A 13,981-nucleotide genomic window follows, 5' to 3' on the forward strand; every position below is an offset into this window, starting at 1 on the left:
CGATCAGGCGCGCAGCAGGTCCACGCCCAGCGCCTGGCAGGCCTGGGCGACGTCTTCCGGGGCGCCGGTGTCGGTGATCAGCGCGTCCAGCTCCGACACCGGGATGATCCGGTGCAGGCAGATCTTGCCGAACTTGGAACTGTCGGTGATGGCGATGACCGCGCGCGCGGCCTCCACCATCTTGCGGTTGAGCATCGCCTCGGGCTCGTAGTGGGTGGTGATACCGCGCTCCAGATCGAAGCCGTCCACGCCCAGGAACAGCAGGTCTACGTGCAGCGCGTCCAGCGCTTCGACCGTCAGCCCGCCATAGAAGGCCATGTTCTTGCGCCGCAGTTCGCCGCCCAGCATCACCAGGTTGATGTGGGTCTTGGGGCTGAGCGCGGTCAGCACGCCGAAGTCGTTGGTGACCACGGTCACGTCGATGTCCGGCAACGCTTCGGCCAGCTGGATCGCGGTGGTGCCCGAATCGATGGCGATGGTGTTGCCCGGCTGCACCATCGCCGCCGCGCGCCGGCCGATGCGGCGCTTTTCTTCCAGGTGCACGGTGCGCTTGGCGTCGTAATGCGGTTCGGCCGGCACGGCATTGACCGCGCTGCTGTCGATGCCGCCGCCGTAGGCGCGCGCCATGACCCCGCGTTCGGCCAGGTAGCGCAGATCCTTGCGCACCGTCTGCAGGCTCACCCCGAACTGCTGCGCCAGGGCGGACACCTGCACGCTGCCGTGCTGGCGGACCAATTCGCTGATCTGGAGACGGCGTTGGCTGGTGTCGCGGGTGACGGACATGGGGGCTCCTTGCAAACGGTCCAGAGTATGCGACAGTTCGTTACATTTCGCTATTGATACAAAACGAAACCTGATATAGGCTCGGTTTCGTTGCTTTTCATCTGGCCCCCGCACCGCCGTCCTACGCCCGCCAGCCCAGGAGACCGCCCGTGAACGCCGTTCGTCCGCATCGCCACAGCCTGTTCCATGCCATCGCCCTTGCCCTGCTGATGCCGGCCACGGCCTGGTCCCAGGACGCCGTACCGGTCTCGCCGCAGGCGCAGCCGGCGCCGGGCAGCGCCACCACCAGCAATGCCGAGGCAAGCCAGAATCCGGTCGACCTGGAGACGATCCAGGTCACCGGCGTGCGCGCCGCCCTGGCGCGTTCCACCGAACTCAAGCGCGACGCGGCGACGGTGCAGGATTCGATCAGCGCGCTGGAACTGGGCCGTTTCCCCGACGACAACGTGGCCGATTCGCTCAGCCACATCACCGGCGTGTCCATCACCCGCACCGCTGGCGGCGAAGGGCAGAAGGTCAGCGTGCGCGGGCTGGGGCCGGAATACACGCTCACCACCTTCAACGGCCGCATCCTGGCCACCGACGGCGCCGGGCGCGATTTCGCCTACGACGTGCTGCCGGCCGACGTGATCAGCGGCGCCGACGTGGTCAAGGGCGCGCAATCGGTGCTGACCGAAGGCGCCATCGGCGGCCTGATCAACCTGCGCTCGGCCAGCCCGTTCGACCAGAAGGGCCAGCACGCGATCGTCCGCGCCGAAGGCGACCGCAACCAGATGTCCGAACTCAACGGCCGCAAGCTGTCGGCGGCCTACAGCAACACTTTCCTCGACGACACGTTCGGCGTGCTGCTGGGCGTGGTCTACGCCGAGCGCAAGGACCGCACCGACATCGCCGGCAACGACGGCGGCTGGACCCGCAATCCCGACCCGAGCGACCCGACCTGGGGTGGCAACGCGTGGGGCGGCAATATCGATCCCAACGGCAACGGCCAGTTGGATCCGGACGAATATGGGCTGATCGCGCCGGGCCAGTTCCGCGTCGGCTCGATCCTGGAGGACAAGAAGCGCCGCGCCTTCTCCGGCAAGTTCGAGTGGCGGCCGAACGACGACGTGCGCATCGTCGTCGACGGGCTCAAGACCCGCCTCGATTCGCCGCAGGTGTCCTACCAGCAGTCGTACTACCCGTTGTTCGCGCCGGGGCGCTGGTCCGACATCACCGTGCAGAACGGCATCGTCACCGGCCTCACCCTGGACAACCCGGATCCGGAGTTGCGCATGAATCCGGAGATCCTCAACCAGACCGAACACCGGGTGGTCGACACCGACCTGTACGGCATCAACGGGCAATGGAAGGCCAGCGACAGCCTGACCCTGACCGGCGACCTGTACCGCTCCACCTCCAAGCGCTATTCCGGCGGCCAGGACACCTACGTGGTGCTGCGCATGAACCAGCCCAACACCACCCGCATCACCCTCGGCCGCAACGCCGTGCCCAACGTCACCGCCAGCTTCGACGACGGTCGCGACCTCGCCACCGGCCTGGCCAACGGCCAGTTCACCGACACCGACTTCAACACGCACTACATGGAACTGCGCGGCGACAACATCGCCGACGAGATCACCGGCGGCACTATCGGCGGCAAGTTGTACGTCGGTCAGTGGGGCGTGGACAACCTGCATTTCGGGGTGACCCGCACCGAGCGCAGCAAGCGCCGCGACCTGATCAACAACACCCTCAACGGCGGCGCCGACTACTATTCCGGCGACAACGCGATCAACGTCGGCGCGCTGGGCGGCAATGTGCTCGATCACACCTTCGCCCTGCCGCATTTCATGGACAAGGTGGGCTCCACGTTCCCGCGCACGTTCCTGGCTTTCGACGTGCCCAATTACCTGGCGCAGTTGCGGGCCTACGACGGCAACCCGCGCCAGGACGGCAGCAGCTACGACTACGCGCTGGCCGCGCCGCAGTGGAATCCGCTGGAAAGTTACCGGGTCGAGGAGAAGACCAACGCCTTCTACGTGCAGGCCGACCTGTCCGGCGAGCGCTGGAACGCCGACGTCGGCGTGCGCCTGGTCAAGACCCGCACCCGCGCACAGGCCTGGGACGCGAAGATCCTCAGCATCACCGAGAACGGCGCGTTCAACTACACCGCCGAATACGCCGAGCCGACCGCGATCGTGCAGGACGGCGACTACACCTTCGTGCTGCCGTCGGGCAACTTCACCTGGCGCTTCAGCGACGACCTGCTGCTGCGCGCGGGCGCGGCCAAGACCATGGCGCGCCCCTCGGTGGACAAGCTGGCGCCGACCAACACCACCGCCAGCGTGTCCTGGGGCGAGTTCACCCAGATCTACGGCGGCAACGTCAACCTCAAGCCCTACAGCGCCAAGCAGGGCGACCTGTCGTTGGAGTGGTATTTCGCCGAACAGTCCATCGCCAACGTGGCGGTGTTCTACAAGCGCATCGAAAACCAGATCACCACCAGCTGGGAGCCGAACCAGGACATCGGCGTGCCGGGCCACCTGTTCAACGTGATGCGGCCGATCAACGGCGACTACGCCAAGGTCCGCGGCATCGAGGCCGGCCTGCAGCATTTCTGGGACAACGGCCTGGGCTTCCGCGCGCAGTACACCCGCAACTGGTCGCGCAGCTGGGTCAACGGCGAGGAGCGCCCGCTGGAAGGCATCGCGCCGGCGGTGTATTCGCTCGGGGTGATGTACGAGAAGGGGCCGTGGTCGATCGGCGCCACCGCCGACCACACCGACGGCTTCGTCACCGCGGTCAACGTGCTGGGCGCCGGCTACAACGAACAGGCCGACAAGATCACCTGGCTGACCGCGCACGTGTCCTACGAAGTCAACGACATGCTGAGCCTCAGCCTGGAAGGCCAGAACCTGCTGGACGACGAGCAGACCTACAGCATCAACGGCAACCCGCTGCTGTCGCAGGGCTACTCCCGCTACGGCCGCGCGTTCACCCTGGGCCTGAGCCTGCGGTTCTGAGCATCCGCCTGCGGCTCTGAGCATCCCCACAGAGGACCACGCCTTAGCCCCTCTCCCACCGGGAGAGGGGTTGGGGTGAGGGTCCGGCAGCAAGCGCATTGCTGGACACGCTCAAGCGTTCCCTCTTTAGCTGGCACTCGCAACGATCAAGGCCGAGCAGCCGGCGAGGTTTCAACATGAGCCCTTTCCGCTTGGTGTCAGGTAGTCAGAGTTGCCAACTCAATATGGTGGTGTCAATTCAACGGGTGCATCCATCGATTCCAGAAATCTCTTTCCGAAATAAAGCGGGCGCCTGAGCGGAGCCGGCCATGCCGTGTGACGAGCGTATCGTCAACGTGCAGCCCGTACTCTTGCCATCAAGAGGTCCCGTCGCCGATCCAGGCGCGACCTGTCGCTCAGGTACATGCCAGGCGACCAGAGAATCGCAACGACCGTGGCCGCTTCGGGCTCGGACAGCGCACTCAACGGTTTCGCGTACAGCCGCTGCGACAGCTGGCTGAGGCCAAGGCCCGAGCCGTTGTAGGACAAAGTGGTGTACAGCGCCACGATCTCGTCCTGCGACAGGTGCAGCCAGACCAGTCGATCCCAGAGCACCATGCGCGCATGCCAGGCAAGCATGCCTCCATCGCGCGGTACATCCAGGCGCGCCAGCAGCATGCGGGCGACGGCCGCGGTAGGCGGATAGTCGGCTTGGTACGACGCAAGGATGTAGCGGCGAATCAGTACCGGCGGATCACGATCCTGCGCTGGAGCGCGCTTGAGGAGCGCCTGGATCTCCACTCGGCGCGGCTGGAACGCCACCATGTCGTAGCAGCTGAATGCGGCGATCGCAATCAGCAAGAGCGCCGTGACTGCGGTTAATGCCGAGGCTGCGATGCGTTTCATGGGATGTCACTCATCGGACCCGTACCGGGTTGAGGGCGCCTGGCTTGCATGGGCGGTTTTGACCGCAGAGCAGGGGGGCTACGCTGCCTGCTCAATCCGCGCAGAGCATGCGCACCCGTCCATCTTCGATGTATTTGTAGCAGCTGAAGTTTGCTACCCATTCCGAGCAACTGCCGATCGCTTTGGCACCCAACGGCAGGTCTTTCGCGACCAGACAGCTTCCCTGGCAGTGCAGGCTGTCGGTGCATATCTTGAATGCATCGGTCGTCTTCACCGCGCAGGATTTCGGACTACCGGGCAAGCCCTGCTCCGACCAGAATTGCCCGGCATGCCTTGCATGCGGACTCGGTCGACGGAATGGCGGGTTTCTCGGCCAATGGAATATCCGTCAGTTGTTTGTGCTGCAGGTTCCTGGCGCAGCCTAGCGAAAGCAGAAGCATGACGAGGCATGGCAATGACCACGTCATGAGCGCTGGTCGTCGATTGCTGTTGGGGATGCGCATGGGTGAAGGACTGAGTAGACCTTCAGGCCATCGCGACGCTCTGTCTGCATCGCTTCCGCGTCTGATCATGACGGTCCTATCCATGGATGTATGCGGGGCGATGCTATCGCTCGCCTCCATGAAGCACAAGCGACCACTGGTCGGTGGAGCTCGTCGTCTGCGTCATGGTCGGATGTCTCTAGGTCGCCCTGGTTACCAACAAAAAACGGGCGCCTTTCGGCGCCCGTTCTACTTATTAGCTCTTCGCGTCCGGCGGACAAACCCGCCGACCACTCAGTACCGGTAATGCTCCGGCTTGTACGGACCGTCGACCGAGACGCCGAGGTAGGCGGCCTGGTCGTCGCTGAGCGTGGTCAGCTTCACGCCGATCTTTTCCAGGTGCAGGCGCGCCACTTCCTCGTCCAGCTTCTTCGGCAGGCGGTAGACCTGCTTCTCGTAGCTGTCCTTGTTCTGCCACAGGTCGATCTGCGCCAGGGTCTGGTTGGCGAAGCTGTTGGACATCACGAAGCTGGGGTGGCCGGTGGCGCAGCCCAGGTTGACCAGGCGGCCTTCGGCCAGCAGGAAGATCGCGTTGCCGTTCGGGAACACGAACTTGTCCACCTGCGGCTTGATGTTGATCTTCTGCACGCCGGGGTACTTGTACAGCGCCTCGACCTGGATCTCGTTGTCGAAGTGGCCGATGTTGCAGACGATGGCCTGGTCCTTCATCTGCGTCAGGTGCTCGATGCGGATGATGTCCTTGTTGCCGGTGGTGGTGACGTAGATGTCGGCCTGGCCCAGGCTGTCTTCGACGGTGTTGACCTCGAAGCCTTCCATCGCCGCCTGCAGCGCGCAGATCGGGTCGATCTCGGTGACGATGACGCGGGCGCCGTAGGCGCGCAGGCTATGCGCCGAGCCCTTGCCGACGTCGCCGTAGCCGCAGACCACGGCGACCTTGCCGGCCAGCATCACGTCCATCGCGCGCTTGAGGCCGTCGGCCAGCGACTCGCGGCAGCCGTACAGGTTGTCGAACTTGCTCTTGGTCACCGAGTCGTTCACGTTGATCGACGGCACCAGCAGGGTGCCGGCCTCGGCCAGCTGGTACAGGCGGTGCACGCCGGTGGTGGTCTCTTCGGACACGCCCTTCCAGTCCTTGACCACGCGGGTCCAGTAGCCGGGGCGCTCGACCGCCACGCGCTTGAGCAGGTCCTTGATCACCTGCTCTTCGTGCGATGAGGCGGGTTCGTCCACCCACTTGGAGCCGTTCTCCAGCTCGTAGCCCTTGTGGATCAGCAGGGTGACGTCGCCGCCGTCGTCCACCACCAGCTCCGGGCCGGTCTGGGTGCCGTCGGCCAGGGTGAAGGTCAGCGCGTCGAGGGTGCAGTCCCAGTATTCCTCCAGGCTCTCGCCCTTCCAGGCGAACACGGGGGTGCCGGTGACGGCGATCGCCGCAGCGGCGTGGTCCTGGGTCGAGAAGATGTTGCACGAGGCCCAGCGCACGTCGGCGCCGATGTCCTTCAGCGTCTCGATCAGCACCGCGGTCTGGATGGTCATGTGCAGCGAGCCGGTCACGCGCACGCCGGCCAGCGGCTTGGCGGTGGCGTACTGGCGGCGGATCGACATCAGGCCCGGCATCTCGTGCTCGGCGATGTCCAGCTCCTTGCGGCCCCAATCGGCCAGGGAGATGTCGGCGACCTTGTAGTCGCCCTCGGTGGAAAAGCTCTTGCGTACAGCGTTCATCGGTCATGCTCCGGTCAATGGCGAGAAAACTCGCGAAGGTCCGGGCGCCGTTGTCGCTCAAGCCTGCCGCCGAGCCTGGCCGGGTCTGGAGGCGGGGAGCCCCGCATCGACACGGTCGCAGCGCCCCTCGGCGGAGGGATAACCAATTATAGCGGCTGCGACGTGAGGTGCTTGAATGGGGGCGCTGCGGCCTGGGGCGCGGCGCACGCCGGTCATCCGGCAACGGCCCGCACCGCGGTCTCGCCCTTCGGCCGGGCAGCCCAGCGGCCTGCGTGGCCTAGGATGCCTGGCATCTGCAGGGCGACTTCAGTCGCGAGGCTTCCGGCTTGGCGTCGTCGCGGCTGAAGTCGCTCCCACACGTCCTGATTGCCTTGCACGGCGGGGCGATGGTTCGTTTTGAAACCGTTACCACGCCGGGCGAGGGACTAATACTTTTGGGTTAGTCTTGCGGCGCCCCCACAGCCGAGCCATGCGTTTCCGATGAACGAGTACCGCAGCAGCATCGTGTTTGCCACGCCCGATATCCCCTTGCGCGACGACGTGCGCCGACTGGGGGCGCTGGTCGGCGACCTGCTCGCCGAGCAGGTGTCTGCGGAGTTCCTCGACGAGATCGAAACCGTCCGCACCACCGCGATCGCGCGCCGCGAGAGCGATGCACCGCCGTCGTCGCTGAGCGAGCAGCTGTACGGCCGCACGCCGCGCGATGCCGAGGCGCTGGTGCGTGCCTTCAGTACCTACTTCCAGGTGGTCAATATCGCCGAGCGCGTGCACCGCATCCGCCGCCGCCGCGACTACCAGCGCAACAGCGCCGATACGCCGCAGCCGGACGGCCTGCACGATGCGCTGCGCCGGCTCAAGGCGCAGGGGGTGAGCGCGCAGGAACTGGGCCAATGGCTGCCGCGCATCGACGTGGAGCCGGTGTTCACCGCGCACCCGACCGAAGCGGTGCGCCGCGCGCTGCTGGAGAAAGAACAGCTGATGGTCGCCAGCCTGGTCGACAACCTCGACGGCATGCGCACCCCCGGCGAGCGCGCCACCGATGCGGCGCGTTTCCGCATGGCGCTGACCGCCTCGTGGCAGACCGCCGATTCCTCGCCGGTGCGGCCGACGGTGGAAGACGAGCGCGAGCACGTCGGCTTTTACCTGACCCAGGTGCTGTACCGGGTGATCCCGGTGATGTACGAGACCCTGGAGCACGCGATCGAAGAAACCTACGGCGAGCCGGTGCCGCTGCCGCGGCTGCTGCGTTTCGGCACGTGGGTCGGCGGCGACATGGATGGCAATCCGAACGTGGATGCCGGCACCATCACCGCCACGCTCGACGCGCAACGCCGCGCGGTGCTGGACCGTTACCTGAAGGAACTGTGGCAGCTGGCCAGCCTGCTCAGCCAATCGACCACGCTGGTGGCGGTCAGCGATGCGCTGTTGGCGCAGCTGGAACGCTACCGGCAACTGCTGCCGGAGGCCGCGGCGCACTCGCGGCCGCGCCATGCCGACATGCCGTACCGGCTGCTCAACGACCTGATGCGCGCGCGCCTGCAGGCGACCCTGGACGACGCGCCGGGCGCCTATGCCGCACCGGCCGAGCTGGAGCAGGACCTGCAGTTGATCCTCGACAGCCTGCAGGCCAACAAGGGCCTGCACGCCGGCTGGTTCGCGGTGCGCCGGCTGCTGTGGCGCGTGCGCAGCTTCGGCTTCCACCTGGCGCGGCTGGACGTGCGCCAGGAGTCCAGCGTGCACGCGCGCGCGGTTGCCGCGGCGCTGGGCGAGGACGATTGGGATGCGCGTTCGGCGCAGGACCGTGCCAGCGTGCTCGGCGCCTATGCCGGCGGCGAGCAGACCCTGCCGGCAGCGCCCGAGGATGCCGGCAACGCGCGCCTGGACGCGGTGTTCGCCGCGCTCGCCGATGCGCGCGCGCGCCACGGCGCCGATGCGCTGGGCAGCTACATCATCAGCATGGCGCACAACCGCGCCGACGTGCTGACCGTGCTCGCCCTGGCGCGGCGCGGCGGCCTGGTCGATGCGCAAGGCGCGGTGCCGCTGGACATCGTGCCGCTGTTCGAGACCGTGGACGACCTGCGCGGCGGCACCGACACGCTGCGCGACCTGCTCGCCGACCCGGTTTACCGCCGCCACCTGGCTGCGCGCAACGACGTGCAGATGGTGATGCTCGGCTATTCGGACAGCGGCAAGGACGGCGGCATCGCCGCTTCGCGCTGGGGCCTGCAACGCGCGCAGGTGGAACTGCTGGATGCGGCCGCCGACCTCGGCATCCGCCTGACCTTCTTCCATGGCCGCGGCGGTTCCATCGTGCGCGGCGGCGGCAAGACCACGCGCGCGCTGGAAGCGGCGCCGCGCGGCAGCGTCGATGGCCGCCTGCGGGTGACCGAGCAGGGCGAGGTGATCCACCGCAAGTACGGCATCCGCGCGCTGGCGCTGCGTTCGCTGGAGCAGATGACCGGCGCGGTGCTGCTGTCGAGCATGCGTCCGCGCGCGGCGGACGCGCGCGAAGAGGCATGGCGGCCGGTGATGGACATCGTCGCCGAGCACAGCACCCGCGCCTACCGCAGCTTCGTCGGCGATGCCGAGTTCATGCGCTATTTCCGCCTGGCCACGCCGATCGACGTGATCGAGCGGATGACCCTGGGCTCGCGGCCGTCGCGGCGGCTGGGCCAGGACGCGGCGCTGGACAACCTGCGCGCGATCCCCTGGGTGTTCGCGTGGAGCCAGGCGCGTGCGGTGATCCCGGGCTGGTACGGCGTCGGCAGCGGCCTGCGCGCGGCGGTGGAGGCCGGCCACGAAGACACGCTGCGCGAGATGGCCGCCGACTGGCCGTTCTTCCGCACCTTCCTCGACGACATCGCCATGGTGCTGTCCAAGGGCGACCTCAACATCGCCGAGATGTTCTCGCGCCTGGCCGGGCCGCTGCACGAGCGCTTCTTCCCGCGCATCCGCGACGAACTCGCGCTGACCAAGGGCTGGGTGAAGACGCTGACCGGGCAGGCGTCGCTGCTGCAGCACGACCCGCGGCTGGCGTTGTCGATCCGCCTGCGCAATCCCTACATCGATCCGATCAGCGTGTTGCAGGTGGACCTGCTGCAGCGCTGGCGGGCCACCGACGGCGAGGACGAGGACCTGCTGCGGGCATTGGTGGCCTGCGTCAACGGCGTCTCGCAGGGCGTTCAGAACACCGGCTGACGGTCGCCGGGTAGACCCCCGCAACGGCGCTCGCCGCAGCGTTGCCGGGGGCGCCGGACACGGTCCGGCCAACACAGCGCTTGCAAGCGGACAAAATTGTCCGATAATCCGCGGCATGGAGATGCGACCCGATGCCGCCCAACGCCGCCGCCTGCTGCTCGACGCGGCCGACGAAGTGTTCTGCGAGCACGGCGTGCTGGCGCCGCTGGAGTTGGTGGTCGAGCGCTCCGGCTTGGGCCGGGCCACGCTGTACCGCAATTTCGCCGACCGTGCGGACCTGATGATCGCGCTTCTGCAGCGCGCCCTGGACGGGCTGGAAGGCTGCGCGCGCGATATCGGCGAGCGCCCCGACGGCCTGTTCCTGCTGCTGCGCGATGTCGCCGAGCACATCGCGATGTCCGCGCCGCTGGCCGACTATTGGCGCTCGATGCCGCGCGACCATCCGCAGATCGAAGTGGCGCATGCGCGGCTGATGGCGATCCTGCTGCCGTTCCTGCAGCGCGCCACCGATGCCGGCCTGTGCCGCGCGGGCCTGGACGGCGACGACCTCAACCTGTTGCTGGACATGCTCGGCGCCTGCCAGCGTGGCAGCGACGAAGCCGAACGCAAGGCCCTGGCGCTGCGCGGTTGCCGGCTGCTGTGCCATGCGCTGGCCACGCCCGCGGCGGCGGCGACGCTATGAGCCTGCGTCGCGGGCGAGGGCCGGGACGCGCTGCCGCCGCGATCGCCGCGCGCAACGCCCCGCAACGGCGCTGGCCGGCACGCCTGGCGCGCGCTGCGGTGGCGCTGGCGATCGTGCTGGCCAGCGTCTGGGGCGGTCTGTTCCTGGCCTACCTGCCGCATACCGGCACCCTGGTGCGTTACGCCTCGGCGCTGCTGTGGCTGGCGATGGGCGGTGCCGCGCTGTGGGGCCTGCGCCACCCCCGCGAGTACCGCGTGCTGCCGTGGATCTTCGCCGTCGCCTGCGCCGGCCTGGTGTTCGGCTGGTCGCAGTTGCTGCCCGAGCAGAACCGCGACTGGGCCGACGACGTGGCGCAGCCGCTGCAGCCGCAGGTCGATGACCACCTCGTCACCCTGCACAACGTGCGGAACTTCGCCTGGCGCAGCGACAGCGACTACACGCCGCGCTGGGAAACCCGCCAGTACGACCTGGACCGGCTGGTCTCGGCGGACCTGGCGCTGTCCTACTGGATGGGCCCGGCGATCGCCCACACCCTGGTCTCGTTCGGCTTCGACGACGGCCGCCGGGTGGTGTTCTCGCTGGAGATCCGCAGGGAACGCGGCGAATCGTTCTCCGCGCTGGCCGGGTTCTTCCGCAATTTCGAACAGGCAATGATCGCCGCCGACGAGCGCGACATCCTCGCGGTGCGCAGCAACGTGCGTGGCGAAGACGTCTACCTGTACCGGCTGAACATTCCGCGCGCACAGCTGCGCCAGCTGTTCATGGGCTACGTGGCGCGCGCGCAGCAGCTGCAGCGCACGCCGAAGTTCTACAACACCGCCACCAGCAACTGCACCACCATCGTGTTCGAGCTGGTGCGCAAGTTCGAACCGCAACTGCCGCTGGATTACCGCTTGCTGCTGTCCGGCTATCTGCCGTCGTATGTGTACGCGCAGCACGGCTTCGTGCCGGGCTACGCGCTGGCCACGCTGCAGGCGCGCGGGCGCATCGGCGAGCGCGCCCGCCAGGCCGGCACCGGCGCCGATTTTTCGCAGCGTATCCGCGAAGGCATCCCCGGCGAAGAACTGCCCGGAGCGCCGCGCTGATGCGCGCCGCGCACGCGATGTGGCAGCTGGCGGCGCGTGGGCTGCTGGCCGTGGGCCTGCTCGCCGGGTCCGGTTGCGCCATGGTCACCGTGCAGTCGCGCGCGGCCGGCGACTACATCGCGACCAAGCGCGGCGACGTGCTCAGCACCGGCGAACTCAGCGACGCCAGCCAGGAAACGCTGCGCGTGGTCGCGATCGAGCGCAAGCCCTGCGAGGCCGACATCCCCGCCTGCGCCGCGCAACTGCGCACGGTGCAGGGATTGGACGAGGAACGCCGCCTGGCGACCTTGTCGGAGCTGTGGTTGCGTGCGGCGACGACGCGTACGCCGAAGGGGACCGTCGCGCTCGACGATGCGGCCCTGCAGGCGTGGCTGGAAACCGCGCGCTACGCCTATGCCTACCTGTTCTATACCGAACGCCCGGCCAGCGCGCGCGCCTTCGAGGACCGACAGACCCAGGTGCGCGACTACTACAACTACGCGGTGCAGCACGTGGCCGGCGCGCTGTTCGAACGTTGGCGCGCGCGCAGCGCCAGCGGCGAATTGCGCGACGACGACACGCTGGCCGCCGCCGGCTGGCGGGTACGCGCGGAGCTGGACAGTTTCCGCCTGCCGGGCGGAGTGGCGCGGCCGAATGCGATGGTGCCTGCGGCCTCGTTGCGTTTCGACGGCCTGCGCAGCACCTATCGCCGCGATGGCTTCGGCGCCGAACTGGTAGCGGAAGTGTCGCCGGCGCAGGTCGGCGATCCGACCGCGATCATGGCTGTCGCGAAGCCAGGGCAAGCGGTCGCCGACACCGCCGGCTACAGCGAACTGTCGTACGCGCCGACCACCGTGCTGCTGCGCTTCGACGGCGACAGCCTGGCGCAGGTGCTGGACACGCGCAGCGTGGTGATCGCGCCCTACGATCCGTATCGCGACAACGAGGTCGTGGTGCACGGCCAGCGGCTGCCGCTGGCGGCCAATTTCACCGCCGCCTACGGCCTGTGGCTGGCGCGTTCGGGGTTCGCCAAGCAGTCGTTACGCTCGATGCTGGGGCGCGAACACGGCATCGAGCAGCCGCACCTGTACCTGATGCAGCCCTACGACCCGAACCGGCGCATCGTGCTGATGCTGCACGGCCTGGCCAGCAGCCCCGAAGCCTGGGTCAACGTCGCCAACGAGATCATGGGCGACGAGCAACTGCGCCGCCACTACCAGATCTGGCAGGTCTATTACCCGACCAACATGCCGATCGCCTGGAACCGCGCGCAGATCGAAACCTTGCTGCGGCAGACCCTGCACGATTTCGATCCGCAGGGGCAGGCGCCGGCCTCGCGGCACATGGTGCTGATCGGCCACAGCATGGGCGGAGTGATCGCGCGGCTGCTGGTCAGCAACTCCGGCGAGCGCATCTGGAACGACTTGCTCGCCGGCCGCGATCTGAGCGGCGAACGCGGCGCGCGGATCCGCGAGCGCCTGCAGCCGCTGTTGCGCTTCGCGCCGCTGCCGCAGGTGGACCGCGCCATCTTCATCGCCGCGCCGCACCGCGGCACCTCGTTCGCCGAGGGCCGCATCGGACGCCTGGTCGGCGGGCTGATCCGCCTGCCGGTGACCTTGCTGCAGCGTTTCACCGAAGTGATGCAGGACATGGCCGACCAGGACGGCGCGCCGCAGCGCCTGCCCAACGGCATCGACAACCTGCGCGATACCGACCCGTTCGTGCGTGCGGCCGCCGAGCTGCCGATTTCGCCCGCCGTGCGCTACAACTCGATCATCGCCCGGCGCGATCCGGCGCTGCCGCTGGCCGACGCCAACGACGGGGTGGTGCCGTACCGCAGCGCGCATCTGGATGGCGCCGAATCGGAACTGGTGATCACCTCCGGGCACAGCGTGCAGGAGACGCCGCAGGCGATCCTGGAGATCCGCCGCATCCTGCATGCGCAGATCGCATCGGAGTGATGCCGTCGGAGCCGATGCGCCTCCTTGTGGGAGCGACTTCAGTCGCGACGCGCACTACCGGTAGAGCGCGTCGCGACTGTCCGGGTGCATTGTAGGAGCGGCTTCAGCCGCGACAGCCTCCATCGCCGTCAGGCCCGCCGCTTCGTTCGTCGCGGCTGAAGCCGTTCCTACAGTGGCGTTA

General features: G+C 67.8%; 9 protein-coding genes and 1 riboswitch. Of the genes, 5 read left to right on the forward strand and 4 right to left on the reverse strand.

Annotation, left to right across the window (positions count from 1 at the left end; genetic code table 11):
• Positions 1–3: 3 nt before the first annotated feature.
• Complete coding sequence (locus HEP75_RS03800) at positions 4–783, reverse strand: DeoR/GlpR family DNA-binding transcription regulator (protein ID WP_185820959.1); 780 nt, start codon at positions 781–783, stop codon at positions 4–6.
• 149 nt (positions 784–932) lie between these two features.
• On the opposite strand from HEP75_RS03800, the gene HEP75_RS03805 reads away from it, so the two are divergent.
• A complete protein-coding gene (locus HEP75_RS03805; RefSeq protein WP_255423991.1) occupies positions 933–3,788 on the forward strand; it encodes a TonB-dependent receptor in 2,856 nt (951 codons plus the stop codon).
• Positions 3,789–4,118: 330 nt separating this feature from the next.
• On the opposite strand, the gene HEP75_RS03810 is transcribed toward HEP75_RS03805, so the two are convergent.
• The 3 genes from HEP75_RS03810 to ahcY form a co-directional block, all read right to left on the reverse strand.
• Positions 4,119–4,673: a transglycosylase domain-containing protein gene (locus HEP75_RS03810; protein WP_185825511.1), complete on the reverse strand. Its 555-nt coding sequence runs from the start codon at positions 4,671–4,673 to the stop codon at positions 4,119–4,121.
• A gap of 91 nt (positions 4,674–4,764) precedes the next feature.
• Positions 4,765–4,947, reverse strand: a complete 183-nt coding sequence (locus HEP75_RS03815) for a hypothetical protein (protein ID WP_185825512.1) — start codon at positions 4,945–4,947, stop codon at positions 4,765–4,767.
• A 502-nt stretch (positions 4,948–5,449) separates the two neighbouring features.
• Positions 5,450–6,895: an adenosylhomocysteinase gene (gene ahcY / locus HEP75_RS03820; RefSeq protein ID WP_185815240.1), complete on the reverse strand. Its 1,446-nt coding sequence runs from the start codon at positions 6,893–6,895 to the stop codon at positions 5,450–5,452.
• A gap of 35 nt (positions 6,896–6,930) precedes the next feature.
• A riboswitch (S-adenosyl-L-homocysteine riboswitch) is annotated at positions 6,931–7,030 on the reverse strand.
• A gap of 345 nt (positions 7,031–7,375) precedes the next feature.
• Here ahcY and ppc point away from each other — a divergent pair.
• The 4 genes from ppc (at position 7,376) to HEP75_RS03840 (ending at position 13,800) form a co-directional block, all read left to right on the forward strand.
• Positions 7,376–10,093, forward strand: a complete 2,718-nt coding sequence (ppc, locus tag HEP75_RS03825) for a phosphoenolpyruvate carboxylase (RefSeq protein WP_185815241.1) — start codon at positions 7,376–7,378, stop codon at positions 10,091–10,093.
• 115 nt (positions 10,094–10,208) lie between these two features.
• Positions 10,209–10,775 (forward strand): TetR/AcrR family transcriptional regulator, encoded by a 567-nt coding sequence (locus tag HEP75_RS03830; RefSeq protein WP_185825513.1) that lies wholly within the window; start codon positions 10,209–10,211, stop codon positions 10,773–10,775.
• Positions 10,772–11,860: a DUF4105 domain-containing protein gene (locus HEP75_RS03835; protein WP_255423992.1), complete on the forward strand. Its 1,089-nt coding sequence runs from the start codon at positions 10,772–10,774 to the stop codon at positions 11,858–11,860. The genes HEP75_RS03830 and HEP75_RS03835 overlap by 4 nt, the downstream gene beginning before the upstream one ends.
• A 17-nt stretch (positions 11,861–11,877) precedes the next feature.
• Positions 11,878–13,800, forward strand: a complete 1,923-nt coding sequence (locus tag HEP75_RS03840) for an alpha/beta fold hydrolase (protein ID WP_255424071.1) — start codon at positions 11,878–11,880, stop codon at positions 13,798–13,800.
• The last annotated feature ends 181 nt before the right edge of the window (positions 13,801–13,981 follow it).

The organism is Xanthomonas sp. SI, assembly GCF_014236855.1.
Lineage (GTDB): Bacteria > Pseudomonadota > Gammaproteobacteria > Xanthomonadales > Xanthomonadaceae > Xanthomonas_A.

Bases quoted from the DNA above. Each gene is read 5' to 3' on its own strand.
- HEP75_RS03800 (WP_185820959.1), bottom strand. From the start codon at position 783: ATGTCCGTCACCCGCGACACCAGCCAACGCCGTCTCCAGATCAGCGAA.
- HEP75_RS03810 (WP_185825511.1), bottom strand. From the start codon at position 4,673: ATGAAACGCATCGCAGCCTCGGCATTAACCGCAGTCACGGCGCTCTTG.
- ahcY (WP_185815240.1), bottom strand. From the start codon at position 6,895: ATGAACGCTGTACGCAAGAGCTTTTCCACCGAGGGCGACTACAAGGTC.
- ppc (WP_185815241.1), top strand. From the start codon at position 7,376: ATGAACGAGTACCGCAGCAGCATCGTGTTTGCCACGCCCGATATCCCC.
- HEP75_RS03830 (WP_185825513.1), top strand. From the start codon at position 10,209: ATGGAGATGCGACCCGATGCCGCCCAACGCCGCCGCCTGCTGCTCGAC.
- HEP75_RS03835 (WP_255423992.1), top strand. From the start codon at position 10,772: ATGAGCCTGCGTCGCGGGCGAGGGCCGGGACGCGCTGCCGCCGCGATC.
- HEP75_RS03840 (WP_255424071.1), top strand. From the start codon at position 11,878: ATGTGGCAGCTGGCGGCGCGTGGGCTGCTGGCCGTGGGCCTGCTCGCC.